An 18,872-nucleotide genomic window follows, 5' to 3' on the forward strand; every position below is an offset into this window, starting at 1 on the left:
ACTGGACTGGAGTGAATAGCATGAAACGTCCAAAGTTTTTTTATTTGATCGCAGGTTTTTTCATTCTAGCGATATTTTTGGCGGGATGTGCCGGGCAAAAAGGAAATGAACAGGGAAAATCGGCTGGCCATCCAAATGTATTAAAGGCAAACTGGCAAGATGTTTTGTCTCAAGCTAAAGGTCAAACGGTCAATATTTACTTATACGGTGGAAGTGAATCGACGAACAATTATATTGATAACTGGGTGGCCCCGCGGTTAAAGAAACAATTCGGCGTTCAGTTGAATCGTGTTCCCGTGAATGATACCAAAGATATCATCAACAAACTGGTATCCGAAAAACAGGCCGGTAAAAAAGATGGTAGTATTGATGTGATGTGGATCAATGGAGAAAATTTTCTCATGAGCAAAAAAAACAACTTGTTATGGGATTCTTTTTCCCCAAAACTGCCGAATGTCAAGAAATATGTCAATCAGAATTCACCTGCTATTAAAAATGACTTTGGCGAACCAACCCAGGGGGTGGAAGCTCCCTGGAGTCAGGCGCAGTTTGTATTCACTTATGATTCAAATAAGGTGAAGCATCCACCAAAGTCAGCTGAAGCTCTCAAACAATGGGTGAAACAACACCCAGGGAAATTTACGTATCCGGCTCCGCCTGATTTTACAGGCAGTGCTTTTATTCGAAATATGCTATATGAAACAACAGGTGGTTACAAGCAATACTTAAAACCGCTGGATAAACAGACAGGGTTGGACAACATAGTCAAAGCACTATGGAACTACTTAAATGCTATAGAACCTTATTTGTGGCGAAAGGGAGAGACCTATCCGGAAAGCGCCAGCAAACTGGATCAACTTTATGCTAGTGGTGCGGTCTGGTTGACGATGGGGTATGATCCGGCCCATGCAGCAAATGAAGTGAAAGACGGAAGGTTTCCGAAATCAACCCGTACCTTTGTTTTGAAGGACGGCACGCTTTCCAACACGAGTTATTTGTCGATCCCGTTTAATTCACCGCATAAAGCTGCGGCGATGGTGGCGATCAATTTCATGTTGTCACCGAAGGCCCAAATCGCCAAATCCGACCCGGAAAATTGGGGAGCCCTGATGGCCATCGATCCGAACAAACTGTCTTCTAAAGGGCAAAAACAATTAAATGCGATAGACCGGGGCAAAGCGACATTGCCTTCAAAAGTATTGGCGAATCATCGCGTGCCGGAAATTCCGGCGGGGTACGTTGATTACCTTGAAAAGGGATGGATGGAGCATGTGGCCAAACATTAAACCGTATATTTATGTGCTGCCAACAGCCGGCGTGCTTCTTATCCTGTTTGTTGGCGGCTTGATCGAGGGTCTTATCCAAAGCCTCGGTTATTTCCCGGCCGCTGGCCAATACGGATTTTCGTTGGATTATTATCGGCAATTATTGTCTTCTTCTGATTTTTGGGATTCGTTGATTTTAACCTTTCGGATCGCTTTGCTTTCCTCATTGTCGGCAGGAGTACTTGGGATGTTTGTCTCTGTCTGCCTGTTTATGTTGAAAAGGCCGGGCAGCGGGCGGAAAAACCAGATCTGGCAGCGGTTTTTCCAATTACCGTTAATTGTCCCTCATTTGGTGTGGGCTTATTTGATGGTGTTGTTATTCACGCAAAGCGGATGGCTTTCGCGAATTCTGGCATCACTTGGCTGGATTCATCATATCAATGATTTTCCCGTGTTGGTAAATGACTCGTTCGGGGGGGACATCATTTTTACGTATGCCTGGAAAGAAGCGCCGTTTATTGCTTTGATGATTTATCCGGTGCTTTTGCGCATTCACGGCTCGTGGTTTGAAGCCTCAAGAGTGTTTGGGGCAAACCGATGGTCATTTTTTCGGGAGATTTTATTGCCGTTGTTGATGCCAACGTGGATTTCTTCAAGCTTTATTGTATTTGCCTTCACGTTTTCCGCCTTTGAAGTTCCGTTTTTGTTGGGCGTGACATATCCGAGAATGCTTCCGGTGCTGTCTTACAATTTGTATACGAGCGGGGGACTGGAGGCTCGCCCGGAAGCGCTGGCTGTTAACGTCATTTTAGCCGTCATCGTCAGCATACTCGGTGTTGCGGCTTACCGGTTAAGCCAACGTTGGAGTATGGACGAACAAGGAGGATGGTGATATGAGGCGAATCGGACATTTCATGCATGCGGCTGTTACCATTATCCTGCTTATCGCGATTGCGATTCCGTTCATTCCCTTGTTTTTTTCAAGCTTTTCCCACGGTTGGCGATGGCCGGAGGTCATTCCGCATGCATTCAGTTTACGGGCCTGGGTGTATGTATTTTCCGGAAACAGTGGAACATGGGAAGCCGTCTGGACGAGCTTGGAAATTGCTTTTATCGTGACATTGATCAATTTACTATTGGCTCTTCCTGCAGCTAACGTCTTGGGGCGTCTGAGGTTCCGCGGAAAATGGCTGATTGAGGGACTGATTTATGCCCCGATCATTATCCCAGCCTTCATTTCTGTGATGGGGATGTATATCTCTTTTATTCGATTAGGGTTGACCGATTCAGTTACCGGCGTGATCGTCGCACATATTATCCCAACTTTACCCTATATGGTTAGGGCTTTAATTGTCAGTTACAGTACGCTCGGGTTTCAATGGGAAGAGCAAGGGCAAATGCTCGGAGCCAGTGGTTTTCAGCGCTTTTGTTACATTGTGATGCCTCACTTGATGCCAGGAATCGTGGCCGGGGCCAGTTTAAGTATTTTGGTTTCACTTAGCCAATATCTTGTCACCTTTCTTGTTGGCGGAGGGCAGGTCATGACATTGCCGCTTATTCTGTTCCCTTTCATAAGCGGAGGGGATCCTGCAATTGGCTCAGCGTACACGTTAATTTTTGCCGGAATGGCTGCGTTTGCCCTGTTTCTCATGGATTTTTTGTTAAAAAGGTATTACGGAAAAAAAGTCACGGTTCACTTGTAGAGCGAGGGATTGGATATGGAAACTTTACAATTACAGGCCATCGAAAAACATTTCAAGGAAACCAATAAAAAATCAAAGGAGGGCTCGGTTTTTTCCATTAAACCGACAACAATTACGATCCAGGAGGGAGAAGCGTTTTCTCTTTTAGGCCCTTCGGGATGTGGGAAAACCACTTTGTTGAAATTAGTCGCCGGATTGCTTACACCCGATAACGGAGACGTTATTTTAAACGGCAATAAAATCACCTCGGTTGTACCGGAAGACAGAGGATTCAGTATGGTGTTTCAGGAAGCATTGCTATTCCCTCATATGATGGTCGAAGAAAATGTCGCATTCGGGTTAAAAATGAAAGGAATCCGCAAAAAGCAAAGACTAAAAAGGGCGAGAGAGACCCTCACGTCAGTTGGGCTGGAAGGTTTCGGAAAGCGATATCCGTCAGCATTGAGCGGCGGACAAAAACAGCGGGTCTCTCTGGCCCGTGCGATTGTAACCAAACCGCGTCTCCTTTTGATGGATGAACCGTTCAGCGCGCTGGATCCCGGGCTTCGCGAAGAAATCCGCGATCTGGTGGCCCGTATGCATAAGGAATACCGCATGACGATTCTTTTTGTGACCCATGATCGCGAAGAAGCCTTTCAATTATCTGATCGGATCGGGGTAATGAAAAACGGGGGAATTTTACAAATTGATCGGCCGAGGAATCTGTATGAAAAACCGAAAGACCCACATGTCGCCCGGTTTTTAGGAGCCAAAAATGTTTTTTACGGCAAACTTCAGGAAGGGAAGTTTGTTTCGGATGATTTTCAGGTCCAATTAACTTACGCTCAAAATCCTGAACAGTCAGGTTGGCTTGTGATTCGGCCTGAAACCTTATCGATTCACAAAGAATCAGCCGAACAGGAATCAAACGTGTTTCAAGGTACTGTCCAAAAGCTGTCTTTTCGGCAAGGATTTTATTATATAAAGATTCAAACTGGTTCAAAGGTGCTTGAGATTGTGCAACATGCAGATGTAAGGTTAGATGAATCAGAAGGTAAGGCAATATGGCTGCGAGTTGATCCGAATCAACTGTATTTCATACCTGAAAAGGGATAGGGGTTTTCTTATGGAAAAAGTGATTTTTGATTGTGATAATACGATCGGCGTTCCGGAAAGGGACGTGGATGACGGGTTGGCGCTCTTATACTTATTGGGCAGGGAAGACATTGAACTAATCGGCGTAACGACTACCTTTGGGAACAGTACGATTGATACGGTTTATGAAGCGACAGTACGAATGTTTGACGATTTGGGATTGCATGATTTGCCTCTGTTGAAAGGGGCGGGTGGCACAGAGGACAGGCGAAGTGAATCCGCTCGATTTCTTGCCAAAACAGCTGCCGAACACCCAGGTGACATCTCTTTGCTTGCAACAGGATCCTTGACCAATCTTTATCAGGCGTATCAAATAGACCCAGACTTTTTCGGACATTTGAAACAGATCGTGCTGATGGGCGGGATCACAGAACCATTGGTGATCAACGGCAATCGACTGAATGAATTAAATTTCTCATGTGATCCGGAGGCCGCCCTTCAAGTTCTGCGGTCAGAGGCAAAGGTTACTACATTGACCGGAAATATTTGCCTTCAAGCTTTTTTCGGTGAAAAAGAACTGGCCTGGGTAAAACAACATCAACAAGAAAAAGTCTATCAATACATTCTGGATAAACTTTTGCCCTGGGTTCAATATAACCAAAAGCAATTCGGACTGAACGGCTTTTATAATTGGGATACGACAGCAGCGCTTTACCTGACACACCCAGGGCTTTTCGATGACAATCTAAGTACAGTAGTTTCGACTCAAGATGATTTAAAAAGCGGGTACCTGAGTGAAAGTAAGTCTGTTGCAGATGGCTTTATCGTCCACGTTCCGGAAAAAATTAAGGACATTCATCGATTCAACCAGGTCATTCTTGAAACGTGGGGGAGAGTGTCTCTTTAAGGTTCCATTATTGGTTTATTAAAAAGGGATAGGGACACTCGTGAGGATGAGAACTTTATTTTATGGATGGCTTGGCGTTTTCTTGTTTTTGGATTTGTGGACAAAAGGGTGGATGGAAAAGCACTTGTCCCTTGGTGAAACTTGCCACGTAATCAAGGGCTTTGCTGTCATGGAAACTGATTCACAACGTCTGACCATAGTACCCAATCAATTTGATTACCGATTCAGGTACTTCATAGTTGCTTGATAAGATGGTGTCCCATTCCCCAGCTCCAAATGGTTCGATATCACCAGTGTTTGCAAAAGCTGAGACGGGAATTAACCTTCGTGGTTTCTTGGCATTCGGGTTTGAACACCTTTGCGACGGTGCCACCAAAACAATAGCACTAAATTAAGAATGATAAGAATGGATATTAAAATGCCTGCTTCAGGGCCAAGTTCTCCGCCATTTAACAGTAAGTGATTGGCGTCTATTCTAGTCATAAAAACGCCGTGATCACCCTGTCCGCTTACAGGAAAGCCATAAATGGTACCTTGGAAATAGTTCCATGCAATGTGGAATCCGATAGAAAGCCAAAGTTTCCCTGTAAGAAGATACATATAAGCAAAAAGGACACCGACCAGAAATTGATTAAAAAGGTTTTATTAGATTAAATAAGTGAGAGAAAAGGTCTTAGATGAAGACGCAAAATTAGCAAATAAACAAGCAAGTATCATTAAAAGGGCACCAGGTATTTCTGGTTGACCATTTTTCCATCCTACTTGTGATGAAAGCCCAAAGGGGATAAAAAATTGTGCGGAAGGTCGTTCATTAAGGCGATGAAGATATCAAATCGATAAAAAGGCAGGGGAAAACGTCTTCATAAACCAACCCCTACTAAAATTTAGAAGGGGTTGGTTTATGGTTGGTCAGGCATGAAATCCTTCGCCAAGTACTTCGATCGAATTAGATACGATAACAAAAGCCTTGGGATCAACGCGTTCGACCAGCTGTTTGAGCTTGGTCAGCTCGCTTTGATCAAGGACACACATCAGCACAGGTCGATCATCATTCGTATAACCGCCGATGCCGGGGATTTTGGTCACGCCGCGGTCAATCTCCTTTAGTATGGCTTGCTGGATATTAACCTCATGATCCGAGATGATGAATGCCATTTTTGTCTGGCTAAATCCGACCTGGACGACATCGATGATCTTTCCGGTGAGATAAATGCTAATCAGTGCATAAAGTGCCTTTTCCAGACTGAAGACAAAAGCGGACATGATGACAATTGTCCCGTCAATAAGCACCATCGATATCCCTTGAGATAGATGGGTGTACTTATGAATGATTTGGCCAATCAACGCTGTTCCGCCTGTTGATCCTTTTCCACGGAACACGATACCGAGCCCAAGTCCAACGCCGATCCCGCCAAACAAAGCCCCAAGCAGCGGTTCGTTTGTAGGGGGCTCAATGTGCTGCGACAAATAGACAACGAATGGCAGAAAACTCGTGCCGACTAATGTCTTGATACTAAAGTCTTTTCCAAGGATAACAATACCCAAGATAAATAGCGGGATATTAAATGCCCATTGCACGTAAGCGGGATTCCAACCAAATGTTCCGTACAACACCGTGCTAACACCGCTGATGCCGCCTGCTGCGATTTGGTTTGGGAATAGAAAAAGGTTAAAGGCGAGAGCTACTATCGAAGCTCCAATCAATATCTCAATATATTCTAATGATAAGATGACCCTAGGATTTAAAGTCATGATTTTGCGATAAAGTTGTGCCATGATGCTCACTCTTCCTGTTAATTCTTATTTGATATAAGTCCATTTGACAGTATAACACTAAGAACAAAGGCGTGGCAACGTATGTTAAATTAAGACAATCTTAAGAAATCCTTTCATAACTCTTTAAAGTTAACCACTATAATTAGAATCGGAAATCAATAGTGGAGGGGTAGAGATCATTATGGAAATTGTCAAAGCCAGCGGACTAAGTAAAATGTAGGGAACCGCTAACATTTTGACGGTTGTACGCTAAGCAAAATTCAACAGGGAAAAAGCCAAATACCTGTGTGTCATTTGTTACAATATTATTAAAACATTTCGTTTTTATTGCAGGGATTTGTAAAGATTTGTAGAAAAGTTATATAATTGGAATTTTAAAATTAATAGAGATATTTATTTTAGTATTTGCTGATAACTCTTTATATAGACCTTCCCCAAAGAGGGAACTTATTTGGTTGATAAATCTTCCTTAACCAAATTAATAAATTTGCTACTTATTTTAATTTTCTATTTACTATATCAACCTTTAATGTTACTATTTACCTGTAATTGAATTACATAAAATTTATAAAAGGGGGTGAAGAGATGACGTTAAGGAAGAAGGTGTACACTGTTGTACTAACTGCTGCAATGGTTTTGTCTATTGGTTTTTCTACTGCTATACCTACCTTTGCTAATAACTATCATGATACGGATTATGTGTTTAACTTTCCAATGGGTACGAATGTAGCCTATACAGGTATCCGGTCCAAGTCAGATGATTCATCGGCTTATATGAAACTTAAGGAAATTGGCCCAAGAACCTACAACCCAGCCTATACCGCTTCGGTTGTAAATTTATATGGGAAGAACTTTTCAAGAACTTGGTATTATGTATTTGATAGTTCAGATATAAATCGGGGACGCTACCTTTCCAATTATGCATGGGAGGATAACCATCGGGTTGTTTCGGTGCAAATAAAGGCAGTCAGAAGAGCAGCCCATGGTTACTATGCCTCAGGAGTTTGGAGTCCTGATTCAATTTAGTATCATTAATACAAACAACGATGGGTAGTTTACAAAATACCCATCGTTGTTTTGAGTGGAGGTTATATTAATCTAATTAATATTTGGAGGATTAGGTTATGAAAAAAAAGTTACTACCTATTTTTCTAGTTTCTTGTTTATCCCTTATTCTATTGGGGATTAAGGTCTATCCCAAACTATCAACTACATTAGAAAATACATTTAATGATAAAGACACAAGTACTGAGGTTCAGGGTAAGCAGGGTAACGATCCAACTAAAAACAATATTCAACACCGGAATAAATTATTAAGTGTAACATTTCCCTTTGAAACAAAGGAAAGAGAAAAGTTCGCAAAAGAACATGCAGATCAATTTAATATTGTAAAAAAGATGTATTACTCTTGGGACTATATTCGAAATGTCCAAGGCGAATTTGAATGGGGGGATCCTGGTGGAGAAACATTTTATAATAAGTTTTACGTTGACTTTATAAAGAAAAAAAATCATGCAAAAAATGAACGGCTAAAGAAAGGAAAAGTTATTGAGACACAAAATCTATTATTTAAGGATAATGTTGCAATACTCCAAATGCCAAAGAAAGGTATTTTCACAAAAAAGTCTATCGAAGAATACAAAGGGGGAAGTGCTGAGGCTTTTGAAGCTGATTATCTAGGGGCGTTCAATAGAATGGTTACCAACAGTGAGTGGTTCACCCTTATATATGATGATTATAAAAATTGGACATATAAAGAAGGGGAAAAGTTTGGTATACCTGTTTATGAAATTAAAGGTGAAATACCAAAAAATAAATCTAATTCTTTAACAGGGCCTTTTACAATGGTCGTTTCTAAAAGGACGGGCGTCCTACTGGATTTAAAATGCTATGGGGACGGAAATAATATAAAATTTTTTGTTACTGCTAGAAATATAGAAATCAATAAAGGGATCAAAAATGATGTATTTAATTTGGATGTTTCAGGAAATAAAGAGGTATCAAATTTAAATAGTGTTGGTGACCACGCAGTTGAAAATAAATCCGGAGGGGTCAAAACAGATTAAGCTTACAAAACTATTTATTTTAATTGGTATTTATCTTTAAAATTTGTTCTTCACTAAATGTGAATTTCCTTGTAAATTCAGGGTCAGACATTGGATTGTAACAACGGGAGAGGCTTGTAATGATTGAGCTTAAATATATTTCAAAAAGAATGTTACTTTTAAGCTTTAGTTACCTTCTGTTAATCATTACTTTTAGTATAGTAAGGGTTTCACGGGGAACAGGTAATTCGCTCTTTGATTATATTTTAAATATGAGGTGGGGAGGAAGTGCCAGTCTGGTAACTTTAACTATTGGTATTATCCCAATTTTATCCATATCTATTCCGTTGATTATGGATAGATTAGAAAACGAAATGATTATAACTAGGATCAGATGGAAGAGAAAGCTGTTTTACGGACATTTTGCGTTTTTCTTTTTAATAAGTGGCTTTCTTACTATATTAATTACTGTAAGTGGTGTTATTGGCTCACTTATTGCAACTGGACAAGCACAGAATCTATGGGGGACAAAAAAAGGGATGATTTATTTCCTTCTAGACAATAAGGCGTATTTTTCATTTTATCCCCCCCATGTTACAAGTTTTAAAGTTTGGGTCTATCTTCTAAGTTCAAGATTCCTGGCTATCCTTTTTATAACAACGTTTATCTTCTTACTAAAATTAATATTAAAAAAAAATGTCTATGTATTTTTTACCTCCTTGGTTTTCCTAGGGACAGATGGCCTTCATATAAACCACTTTAGTTTGTTTTTAGGAAGAGCACGGATAACATTGGAAACTTGGATATCCCCCGAAGATCAAATATTTAATATTATCTATTTTATCCTAATGATCATTGTCTTCTATTTTCTTTGTAAAAAAATATATGATAGAAAAGAATATTACCATTAAACAGGGCAGGGTGAGTATATGCTTAATATGGAAATCAATCGAATTTATAAGCGACCAGTTTTTTGGCTATTAATCCTTGTAGGATTAATCCTTGCATTGTGGCCGGTTATTCAGACATGGCCACCACATGTGGTAACCGACAGATATTATGTTTTTTACCCAAGAAGTGCGTATGTGAGTTGGATGTATTTTATATCCCCAATTTACTATATTTATGTTTTAATTTTCCCCTTGCTTTCAGCTTTAGCTTATTCGGATGCTTATGCTGAGGATTATAATACGGGGCTCGTGAAAGGTATCCTAACCAGAATCGAAAAGAAAAGTTATCTGCTGGTTCGTTATGGGGTGAATTTTTGTGTAGGGGGCTTTGTTGCTACTTTCCCACTCTTTGTTAATTTCATAGGTGAAATGGCTGCATACCCATTAATTGAGAATAATTATTTTTTCGGTATGGCCTTAGTAAAACAGGATTCTTTTTTTCCGGAATTGTTTTACAATCACCCACTAATTTACACTTTGGTAAGATTACTTTTGGTATTTTTACTTGGTGGTATGCTTGCTTCATTAGGTCTTGCTTTTTCAACATCTGTAAAAAACCGATACATAGTTCTTGTCTTTCCTTTTCTCATTTTTATGGTAGTAGATATTCTGACCGCCACTATTAATGAAAAATATTCACTTACAACATTATTTTTACAAAATTCACAAGGAAATCGAGGTATTCCATTTTACTTATTAGTTGGTATCATTGGGAGTTTTATTTGGTACTATATTGCAGGTGATCATAATGAAACGATCTAAGATGCTCAATGTTTCGTTTAGTGGGTTGTCTTTGCATAAAAAGGTGTTGGTAATGGCGAGTATTTACTGTCTGATAGCTGTGACTTGTTTATTATTTATTACTAAAAAGGGAAAAGGATCTAATTGTGGTATTTTTGATTTAATGGCTGATATAGGTGGTTTAATGGGGAGTACTAATCAACTTATGTTTCTAATTGTGGCCATACCTCTTATTGTATTGGTATTAATACAATGTATTGAAAAGAGTGAAAGAGGCTTCTCTGTTGTTAAAATGGGCTCCCGATTCCATACTTGGAATATTCATGTAATTTTAACCATCTATTTATCATTTATTATGACAAGCTTCCTTTTAGTCATCTCCTTTATTATTGCCGGATTTTTTGTTGGTTTCGAGAATACATGGTTAAGTTATAAAGGAACAATAAGTAAGATGATACATAACCAGGAAAAGTTTGAATCTATTGTAGCGCATCTGTTTACATATAAAATTATATTAACTATATTCATCACTAAATTTTTAGGGTTTCTAATGATTTCCTTTTTAACGCTATTTTTAAAGCAATTTGTTAAGAACACTGCTCTAATAATTATTATTTTAATCGTAATTGCTGGATTGGATGGACTTGGTACTTTACCATTTTCGTTTTTTTCATGGGCTGCAAGTTTAAATATTAGGAATTGGATAAATCCGATGATCACGGTTTATCATTGCATTTATTTGTTTATAGTTTCCATGGTCTTTTATGGCGTGACAGGGCTGCTATATGAAAGGAAGGATTTCCTTTCATGAAAAAACGGCCAATGCTCAAACTTTTTTTTCATGATTTTACTTATGGTTTCTCTTATGGAAAACATAAATATATCGTTTTTTATAGTATGATCGGTTTATTATCGCTTATGATCAGTTTCCAATTGAAGCCCCTTGGTAGTAATAGTATTGCGACATTTTTCTTATTATTAAAAGATAATGGCTATATTAAACAACTATCTGATTATCAGGTCCCTTTTTATTGGGATTTCATACAATTTTCTGTTTTATTTTTGATTGGTGACTTTCTATTTCAAGATATTGAAAATAAACGAATCTATTTATTATTAAGATCCCGTTCAAAGTCACATTATATTCTTTCAAAGATTTTCTGGGTAGTTGTTCAAAATATTCTAATCTATATAGGGCTTTTTACCACAATTTACATCATATCCAGCCTTGCATTAGGTGATTTTTCACTTGGCAAATCACCTTATTTTAAACAAAATATCGTGCCGTTGATGGTCACAAAAGTAACTCCTGGACAATTGTTGCTAAATATATTATTGGGATTTATCATAACAAGTGTCCTTTTGTCTAGCATACTGTTGCTTTTCATACAATTTTCCCCACCAATTATGATTTTCTTTGGTGTGATTGTAATCAGTAGCATTTCAACCTTTTCCAGTATCAAATGGCTACCTGCTATTCATTCTATGATTTTGAAACGAGATATTTTTAACATGGAACATCATCTTACATTAGGTTTTTCAATAATATATTGTTTGGTTCTTTATGCCTTTGTAACTACTTTTACATTTTTCGTTTTTAAGAAGATAGATACCCCTTAGGAGGAATGAGAAAAATGATAGAAACCGCTTATCTAAAGACAGATCATTTATCGAAGGAAATAAAAAGACAACCAATATTAAAAGATATAAATTTGACTTTAAGAAAAGGTGCGATTTATGGATTTAGAGGAAAGAACGGCTCGGGCAAGACCATGTTGTTTAGAGCATTATGTGGGCTTATTTTGCCAACAACAGGGACTGTTGAAGTTGGGGGAGTTCGTCTCGGGAAGGAGATTTCCTTTCCCCCGAGTGTCGGTGTATTGATTGAGAATCCGGGTTTCTTAAATGGTTATACAGGCTTTAAAAATTTAAAAATGCTTGCTGGTCTAAATAATTTGATTAATGATGATAGGATCAAAGAGTCAATTCGGTTAATAGGGTTGGATCCCGAAGATAAGCGGAAGTATCGAAAATATTCACTCGGTATGAAACAACGCCTGGGGATCGCACAAGCTATTATGGAGGAACCTGATTTGCTTATTTTAGATGAACCTACAAACGCGTTAGATTCAGATGGTGTGGAAGAGTTTAAGGCAGTATTGTTGGATCTAAAAGCAAAGGATAAGTGTATTTTAATTGCTAGCCATGATAAAGAAGAGCTTGATTATTTGTCGGATGAAATTTTCATGATGGAAAACGGTGAAATTACCGACAAATACCATTTGCAAGGAGTCGGGCAATGAGGAGAAAAAGGAGTGTTATCCTTGTTTTGTCAATGATTGCATTGGTTGTATGGGGTGTTAGGGTGTATTACGTCAATCATGGCGTGGCAAGAAACTATAAAATTAAAACATATCAAATCGGGGATACTATATCTTTTGGGGATGCCACTTTCAAAGTAAAAAAGTTTTTTTACGGTGATAATACCAAAAAGGAAGGTGGATCTAAATGGATTCCTGTTTCGGTAGAGATGGAGGTTAAAAATACATCAGATAAGAATATTTCTATTAAAAAAGTTGTTGAAGCAAAGTTAGCTTATGGTATGGACTATTACCAAACTATGGAGGGGAATTTTGATGTGAATAAATTACGTAAGTTACCCCCAAATGCTTCCACGAATATTTCACTTAAATATGATGTTAACATTAACCATAAAGGGGAAAATGCAAAACTATACATTGACCAAACTTTATATGAAAAGATTGTTAGAGAAAAATATGAACAAGGGATAAGATACGGTATTTCAATTAATTTAACATAGTTCCTCGCTATTTCAATACAGGAACAAGCGATAAAGCAAAATCACATCCGAAGGAGACAACAGGACACCTCTAAGCGTTACAGTATTGTGACATTCACCGCGCGGCAGCAACTTGTTGACTTTTCTATAACAAAAGAATCTGCCGTTATCGCCTGCATTGTCCTGCTTCTGCAGGGATTATATTTTGCGGCGGTTCGTTGGTGCTATTTGCTGCATTTAAAACGGAGACTCATTTAATCTAAAATTCAGTATAACTTTCAGCACTTTGCCTCTTGCTATTCTTTGAACAATGTGGTTTGATATAAATAACAAAAAACGGGAGGGTGACCCAAGTACAATGATTTTATAATCCTATTTTAAGAAAACATTCGTTATATGCTTTTGGAATGATTTTCTGAATGGGATAAATCTGTACTTTTTTAACATCATAAGCCCTAAATGTGCATAAAATTTAGCGCTGGTGAATCCTATTCAGAATCGAATCTCAAGGTAACGATATCTTTTCTGAATAGGATGTGTCATGTGCTGTATATAGACAGAAAGGCTGATTCATGTCTTTTCTGCTGTATGATTCATAGCCTCCTATTCGGATACCGAATAGGAGGTTTTTTGATCATACTTGAAGCAAATCATATTAAAAAAATGATAGGTGATCGAGAGCTTTTTGCGATAGAACAGGTGCGGATCCAAAGCGGTGACCGCATTGGCTTAGTCGGGCGAAATGGCAGCGGTAAAACCACTTTGTTTAATGTTTTGACCGGAGTATTGGAAGCGGACGAAGGGGCTGTTGTAACAACCGCTAGGCATTATTTATTGCCTCAGTTGAAAAAAACCAATCATCTAAAAAGCGGTGGAGAAGTCACGAAAGGCTACATTGATAAGGCATTAGCCGCGAAACCCGATATTTTATTTGCAGATGAGCCAACAACCAATCTTGATATTGACCATATCCAGGAACTTGAACAACACCTGAAAAGATTTCAGGGTGCGATTGTTCTTGTCTCGCATGACCGTTCTTTCCTTGACCAGATTTGCAATAAACTATGGGAGCTTGAGGATGGGGAGTTGACGGAGTTTAACGGCAACTACTCGTATTATCTAGATCAAAAGGAACTGCTAAGGAAGCAGCATCAGGGGAAATATGAAAAATATGTAGAAAAGAAAAAACAGTTGGAACGGGCAAAACAGATAAAAGAACAGAAAGCAGTAAAAATGATAAAGCCGCCATCAAAAAGTATGGGGACATCTGAGTCACGGATCTGGAAAATGCAGCATGCAACGAAGCAGAAGAAAATGCATCAAAATATCAAAGCTATAGACACGCGAATGGAAAAGCTTGAGAAGGTAGAGAAGCCAAAAGAGCTGCCGATGGTTAAACTGGATATACCAAATGAAGAGGCCATTAAAGGAAGGACTGTCGTTCGAGTTAAGAAGCTTTCTGCGGGCTATGGCGATCGTGTCTTATGGAAGGATGCCTCGTTCGCGGTAAAAGGCGGGGAAAAGGTTGCAATAATAGGCAAGAATGGGTCCGGGAAAACAACCTTGTTAAAGCGGATTTTGGATCATCCTGTGGAGGTTACCCATTCCCCGGCGGCTAAAATAGGCTATTTTAGTCAAAACCTGGATATATTGAATAAGGAAATATCGATATTGGAAAACGTTAAAGCAACGGCTGTTTTCCCAGAGGAACTGATTCGAACAGTGCTTGCACGCCTGCATTTTTTACAAGAGGATGTTTTTAAGCCAATTGAAGTATTGAGCGGCGGGGAACGAGTAAAGGTTGCTTTTGCAAAAGTGTTTTTAAGCGATATGAATGTGCTTGTTATGGATGAACCAACAAACTATTTGGATATAGATACGGTAGAGGCCTTGGAAAAATTACTCATTGATTATAAAGGAACGGTTATTTTTGTGTCACATGATCGCCGCTTTGTCGGGCATATAGCGACAAAAGTCATTGAAATTGAGGAGCAAAACATCATCGAATTCACAGGTCCATACCAAGAATATCTGGAAAGCAAGCAGAAAAAGGGCCATGATGATAGGCAGGATCAGTTGCTTAGGATTGAAACAAAGCTAACCGAAGTCATCGGCAGACTCAGCATGGAGCCTCCCTCTGAAGAACTTGAAATAGAGTACCAAGCGGTGCTGGCGGAGCGAAATCAATTGAAGGAAAAATTGTAAACAGAACAAATCAGAGGAGTGGGTAACTATTATGGAGCAAGTACAGCAGCAATCATTTGAAAATGTTAAGAAAGGGCCTATCGTTGCCGTATTATTGTTTGGAGCATTTGTTGCCATTTTAAATGAGACATTGCTAAATACGGCACTGCCGCAAATCATTAATGAATTTAAGATTTCGCCTAATAAAGCGCAGTGGTTAACAACAGCCTTTTTACTAACCAATGGCGTCATGATCCCAATATCGGCATTTTTTATTGAAAAATTCCCAATGCGGAAGTTATTTCTCACAGCAATGTGCATCTTTACTGCAGGGACATTGGTTGGGGCGATATCGACGACGTTCACGCTTCTGTTAGTCGGGCGGGTCGTTCAGGCAGCAGGGGCGGGGATTATGATGCCCTTAATGATGACAGCCTTTTTAACCATTTTCCCTCCTGACAAACGAGGGGCGGCAATGGGGATGGCGGGTCTAGTGATTAGTTTTGCACCGGCGATAGGTCCAACGTTATCAGGTTTCCTTGTGGAATTTTACTCTTGGCGGTTGTTGTTTTACGTTGTCTTGCCATTTGCCGTCATTGAAATAGTCTTTGCAGCTTTATTATTGAAAAATGTGACGAACCTAACCAATCCAAAGGTTGACGTCCTATCTATTTTTTTATCATCGGTTGGCTTTGGGGGCTTATTGTATGGCTTCAGCATCGCTGGTGAAAAGGGATGGAGCAGCTTGCAGGTAGAAACATCACTTGCCATCGGCGCGGTCGTGCTTGTGTTGTTCATCTGGCGGCAATTATCCATTAAGACACCGATGCTTGAATTTAGGGTGTTTAAGTTCAGCATGTTTTCATTAACCTTATTTATCGGCATGGTGGTCATCATGGCGATGCTCGGAGCGGAGCTGCTTTTGCCGATTTATATGCAAAATATGCGCGGATTTACTGCCCTCGAATCAGGGCTCGTTCTTTTGCCTGGCGCCATCGTCATGGGGATCATGTCGCCGATTACCGGCATGGTCTTTGATAAAATCGGTGCGAGATGGATGGCGGTTAGCGGTCTCGGAATTACAACCATTACAACATTTCTCTTTACCGATCTTAATGAATCAACATCGTTTACGTTTATTACGGTTATTTATGCGATCCGAATGCTAGGACTTTCGCTCGCAATGATGCCAGTTATGACAGCAGGGTTAAACCAATTGCCTCAGCGGCTTCACCCTCATGGCACAGCGATGGCAAATACCTTGCAGCAAATAGCGGGTTCAATTGGTTCGGCTCTTCTTGTTACGGTGATGACGATTCAGGCTAAGGGACAAATAGATGAGGCAAATGGTATGCCTTTAATTCACGGACTTAACGCAGCCTTTATGGTCGCTACCGGTCTTGCGCTGCTCACAGTCATTATGTCGTTCTTCATTAAACGAACATCACCTCAGGAAGAAAGTGATGGTCAAAATAAAGAACAGGAAGTTCAAGAGTCTTGATGAAAGAGGAGTGCGGCAGCCGCACTCCTCTTATCATGTCGCGGTATAAACATTTCTCTCATATTGAATACAATGTAGCTTCGCAAAAATCCCGCCGCGGTTCAGCAATTCATCATAGCTGCCTTCTTCTGCAATGCCATCTTCGGTCACAATCACAATTCTGTCCGCATTTCGAATCGTTGCAAGTCGATGAGCAATGATCAGTGTTGTCCGATTTTCGGCTAATTCGCTTAAGGCGTGTTGAATCATTTTTTCCGTCTCAGTGTCTAATGCTGAGGTTGCTTCATCCAAAATTAAAATCGGCGGGTTCTTCAGGAACATTCTGGCGATCGCGATCCGCTGCTTTTGCCCTCCTGATAATTTCAATCCTCTTTCGCCAACCGGTGTCTCGTACCCTTGCGGCAAAGAATGGATAAATGATTCCATATGAGCGCGCCTTGCGGCTTCTTGAATGTCCCTCTCTGTTGCATTTAAATTCCCGTAGGCAATATTATCGTGAATCGTTCCGGTGAACAAAAAGACATCTTGCTGCACGATCCCGATTTGGGCCCGCAGCGATTGTTTTGTCATCTCGCTAATATCGATCCCATCAATCGTAATTTTTCCGTCGTCAAGGTCATAGAAGCGCGGCACAAGCGAACAAATCGTTGTTTTGCCCGCACCTGAAGGACCGACAAAGGCGACGGTCTCGCCAGCTTTTACCTGCAAGTCGATACCTTGAAGGACCGTCTGATGGGAGTCGTAGCCGAAAGTGACATCATCAAACTGGATGTCACCTTTCAATAAGGGTACTTTGATGGCATCTTCTCGGTCTTGAACATCAGGTTCTTGATCAACTAAATCGGAAAAACGTTTAAAACCGGCCATCCCTTTTGGATAAAGTTCCATTAAAGCGCTGATTTTATCAACCGGTTTCATTAGCACATTGACATATAAAATAAAACTGACTAATTCTCCATTGGTCAATTGGCCGTGAAAGCTTAACCAAGCACCAAACACTAATACGACAAGGGTGACGAAACGCGTCATCATGTAAATGCTTGAGCTCGTATATGCCATGACCTTATAGGCTGTAAGCTTTGCTTTGCGGAATTTGCCATTATCATGATCGAAGCGTTTCTTTTCAAAGGATTCGTTCGTAAACGATTGGACGACCCGAACCCCAGAAACGCTGTCTTCCACTCGTGAGTTAACATCGGCTATTTTTGAATACATTCGCTTCCATGCCTGGTTCATGCGAATGTTGCAAAATGTTATCACCCATACGAGAAAGGGGACGACCAAAATCGAAACAATCGCCAGCTTCACATTGATAGTCATCATAATCCCAAAAGCGCCGAAGAAAGTCATTATGGCGATGAAAAAATCTTCAGGGCCGTGGTGAGCGAGCTCACCAATATCAAATAAATCATTTGTGATCCGGCTCATAATATGTCCTGTTTTCGTGTTGTCAAAAAAACGAAAGGACTGCTTTTGAACGTGATAAAATAGCTCCCGGCGCATATCGGTCTCAATATTAATGCCCAATTTATGTCCGAGGAAACTGACAATATACTGTAAAAAGGTGCTTAATACATAGACACCAAGCAACAGAATGCTCACAGTGAGAATCATCGGCCAATCGCCACTCGGCAATAATCTGTCGATGAACCGTTGCACAGCAACAGGAAATGCCAATTCAAGAATGGCAACAATGACCGCACTTGAAAAGTCAATGATAAACAGTCTCCTATGAGGCTTGTAATATGAAAAAAAGCGGCGAATCATGCGAACAAACTCCTTCTTTTGCAGGCTGGTATAGTAGCTTGATTATAACCTTATATTTGATATGTGGGTACAAAATTGCCCGGATTATTAGAGATTAGATTTAATATTGCATAAATCCTTTTTTGCCGGTATAATAACATATAAATTTATAAGGTTTTG

The 18,872-nt window shown here is 39.9% G+C and carries 18 protein-coding genes; 15 read left to right on the forward strand and 3 right to left on the reverse strand.

From position 1 onward, the window contains the following. The first annotated feature begins 20 nt into the window (after positions 1 to 20). From EV207_RS06905 to EV207_RS06925, 5 genes are read left to right on the forward strand one after another with little or no spacing between them, the layout of a single operon-like run. Positions 21 to 1,286, forward strand: a complete 1,266-nt coding sequence (locus EV207_RS06905) for an ABC transporter substrate-binding protein (protein WP_132745032.1) — start codon at positions 21 to 23, stop codon at positions 1,284 to 1,286. Further along, positions 1,270 to 2,157 (forward strand): ABC transporter permease, encoded by an 888-nt coding sequence (locus tag EV207_RS06910; RefSeq protein ID WP_132745034.1) that lies wholly within the window; start codon positions 1,270 to 1,272, stop codon positions 2,155 to 2,157. Before EV207_RS06905 ends, EV207_RS06910 begins: the two co-directional genes overlap by 17 nt. 1 nt (position 2,158) lies before the next feature. After that, positions 2,159 to 2,968, forward strand: a complete 810-nt coding sequence (locus EV207_RS06915; protein ID WP_132745036.1) for an ABC transporter permease — start codon at positions 2,159 to 2,161, stop codon at positions 2,966 to 2,968. A gap of 15 nt (positions 2,969 to 2,983) precedes the next feature. After that, positions 2,984 to 4,063, forward strand: a complete 1,080-nt coding sequence (locus EV207_RS06920) for an ABC transporter ATP-binding protein (protein ID WP_165886851.1) — start codon at positions 2,984 to 2,986, stop codon at positions 4,061 to 4,063. 10 nt (positions 4,064 to 4,073) lie between these two features. Next, entirely contained in the window at positions 4,074 to 4,949 is an 876-nt protein-coding gene (locus EV207_RS06925; RefSeq protein WP_132745038.1) for a nucleoside hydrolase, read from the forward strand. 318 nt (positions 4,950 to 5,267) lie between these two features. Here the strand turns inward: EV207_RS06925 and EV207_RS06930 are convergent, their stop codons facing one another. Both EV207_RS06930 and EV207_RS06935 read right to left on the reverse strand, forming a co-directional pair. Next, positions 5,268 to 5,573: a CPBP family intramembrane glutamic endopeptidase gene (locus EV207_RS06930; protein ID WP_132745220.1), complete on the reverse strand. Its 306-nt coding sequence runs from the start codon at positions 5,571 to 5,573 to the stop codon at positions 5,268 to 5,270. A gap of 285 nt (positions 5,574 to 5,858) precedes the next feature. Continuing rightward, complete coding sequence (locus EV207_RS06935) at positions 5,859 to 6,725, reverse strand: YitT family protein (protein ID WP_132745040.1); 867 nt, start codon at positions 6,723 to 6,725, stop codon at positions 5,859 to 5,861. A 585-nt stretch (positions 6,726 to 7,310) separates the two neighbouring features. Between EV207_RS06935 and EV207_RS06940 the strand changes: the two genes are divergently transcribed. The 10 genes from EV207_RS06940 to EV207_RS06985 all read left to right on the forward strand — a co-directional run bounded on the left by EV207_RS06940 (position 7,311) and on the right by EV207_RS06985 (position 16,946). After that, positions 7,311 to 7,751 (forward strand): hypothetical protein, encoded by a 441-nt coding sequence (locus EV207_RS06940; RefSeq protein WP_132745042.1) that lies wholly within the window; start codon positions 7,311 to 7,313, stop codon positions 7,749 to 7,751. A gap of 98 nt (positions 7,752 to 7,849) precedes the next feature. Next, the gene (locus tag EV207_RS06945) at positions 7,850 to 8,791 is read left to right on the forward strand and encodes a hypothetical protein (RefSeq protein WP_132745044.1); all 942 of its coding nucleotides are present in this window, start codon (positions 7,850 to 7,852) and stop codon (positions 8,789 to 8,791) included. 119 nt (positions 8,792 to 8,910) lie between these two features. Further along, positions 8,911 to 9,681, forward strand: coding sequence for a hypothetical protein (locus tag EV207_RS06950; RefSeq protein ID WP_132745046.1), 771 nt, complete (start codon positions 8,911 to 8,913; stop codon positions 9,679 to 9,681). An 18-nt stretch (positions 9,682 to 9,699) separates the two neighbouring features. Next, on the forward strand, positions 9,700 to 10,482 hold the full coding sequence (locus EV207_RS06955; protein WP_132745048.1) for a hypothetical protein: 783 nt from the start codon (positions 9,700 to 9,702) through the stop codon (positions 10,480 to 10,482). Further along, positions 10,469 to 11,272: an MFS transporter gene (locus tag EV207_RS06960; protein ID WP_132745050.1), complete on the forward strand. Its 804-nt coding sequence runs from the start codon at positions 10,469 to 10,471 to the stop codon at positions 11,270 to 11,272. Before EV207_RS06955 ends, EV207_RS06960 begins: the two co-directional genes overlap by 14 nt. Next, entirely contained in the window at positions 11,269 to 12,081 is an 813-nt protein-coding gene (locus EV207_RS06965; protein ID WP_132745052.1) for a hypothetical protein, read from the forward strand. The genes EV207_RS06960 and EV207_RS06965 overlap by 4 nt, the downstream gene beginning before the upstream one ends. A gap of 14 nt (positions 12,082 to 12,095) precedes the next feature. Then, positions 12,096 to 12,764, forward strand: coding sequence for an ABC transporter ATP-binding protein (locus tag EV207_RS06970; RefSeq protein ID WP_132745054.1), 669 nt, complete (start codon positions 12,096 to 12,098; stop codon positions 12,762 to 12,764). After that, a complete protein-coding gene (locus EV207_RS06975) occupies positions 12,761 to 13,282 on the forward strand; it encodes a DUF4352 domain-containing protein (protein ID WP_132745056.1) in 522 nt (173 codons plus the stop codon). The genes EV207_RS06970 and EV207_RS06975 overlap by 4 nt, the downstream gene beginning before the upstream one ends. A gap of 609 nt (positions 13,283 to 13,891) precedes the next feature. Next, a complete protein-coding gene (locus tag EV207_RS06980; RefSeq protein ID WP_132745058.1) occupies positions 13,892 to 15,466 on the forward strand; it encodes a Vga family ABC-F type ribosomal protection protein in 1,575 nt (524 codons plus the stop codon). A 31-nt stretch (positions 15,467 to 15,497) separates the two neighbouring features. Beyond that, on the forward strand, positions 15,498 to 16,946 hold the full coding sequence (locus tag EV207_RS06985; protein WP_132745060.1) for an MDR family MFS transporter: 1,449 nt from the start codon (positions 15,498 to 15,500) through the stop codon (positions 16,944 to 16,946). Positions 16,947 to 16,979: 33 nt separating this feature from the next. Here the strand turns inward: EV207_RS06985 and EV207_RS06990 are convergent, their stop codons facing one another. Beyond that, positions 16,980 to 18,713, reverse strand: a complete 1,734-nt coding sequence (locus EV207_RS06990) for an ABC transporter ATP-binding protein (protein ID WP_132745062.1) — start codon at positions 18,711 to 18,713, stop codon at positions 16,980 to 16,982. Positions 18,714 to 18,872: the final 159 nt, after the last annotated feature.

Origin of the sequence: Scopulibacillus darangshiensis, from assembly GCF_004341035.1 — a bacterium.
Taxonomy (GTDB): Bacteria; Bacillota; Bacilli; order Bacillales; family Sporolactobacillaceae; genus Scopulibacillus; species Scopulibacillus darangshiensis.

Coding starts and splice junctions, on each gene's coding strand:
- EV207_RS06985 (WP_132745060.1), top strand. CDS start 15,498: ATGGAGCAAGTACAGCAGCAATCATTTGAAAATGTTAAGAAAGGGCCT.
- EV207_RS06945 (WP_132745044.1), top strand. CDS start 7,850: ATGAAAAAAAAGTTACTACCTATTTTTCTAGTTTCTTGTTTATCCCTT.
- EV207_RS06910 (WP_132745034.1), top strand. CDS start 1,270: ATGTGGCCAAACATTAAACCGTATATTTATGTGCTGCCAACAGCCGGC.
- EV207_RS06935 (WP_132745040.1), bottom strand. CDS start 6,725: ATGGCACAACTTTATCGCAAAATCATGACTTTAAATCCTAGGGTCATC.
- EV207_RS06905 (WP_132745032.1), top strand. CDS start 21: ATGAAACGTCCAAAGTTTTTTTATTTGATCGCAGGTTTTTTCATTCTA.
- EV207_RS06940 (WP_132745042.1), top strand. CDS start 7,311: ATGACGTTAAGGAAGAAGGTGTACACTGTTGTACTAACTGCTGCAATG.
- EV207_RS06955 (WP_132745048.1), top strand. CDS start 9,700: ATGCTTAATATGGAAATCAATCGAATTTATAAGCGACCAGTTTTTTGG.
- EV207_RS06960 (WP_132745050.1), top strand. CDS start 10,469: ATGAAACGATCTAAGATGCTCAATGTTTCGTTTAGTGGGTTGTCTTTG.
- EV207_RS06925 (WP_132745038.1), top strand. CDS start 4,074: ATGGAAAAAGTGATTTTTGATTGTGATAATACGATCGGCGTTCCGGAA.
- EV207_RS06950 (WP_132745046.1), top strand. CDS start 8,911: ATGATTGAGCTTAAATATATTTCAAAAAGAATGTTACTTTTAAGCTTT.
- EV207_RS06975 (WP_132745056.1), top strand. CDS start 12,761: ATGAGGAGAAAAAGGAGTGTTATCCTTGTTTTGTCAATGATTGCATTG.
- EV207_RS06920 (WP_165886851.1), top strand. CDS start 2,984: ATGGAAACTTTACAATTACAGGCCATCGAAAAACATTTCAAGGAAACC.
- EV207_RS06990 (WP_132745062.1), bottom strand. CDS start 18,713: ATGATTCGCCGCTTTTTTTCATATTACAAGCCTCATAGGAGACTGTTT.
- EV207_RS06970 (WP_132745054.1), top strand. CDS start 12,096: ATGATAGAAACCGCTTATCTAAAGACAGATCATTTATCGAAGGAAATA.
- EV207_RS06965 (WP_132745052.1), top strand. CDS start 11,269: ATGAAAAAACGGCCAATGCTCAAACTTTTTTTTCATGATTTTACTTAT.
- EV207_RS06915 (WP_132745036.1), top strand. CDS start 2,159: ATGAGGCGAATCGGACATTTCATGCATGCGGCTGTTACCATTATCCTG.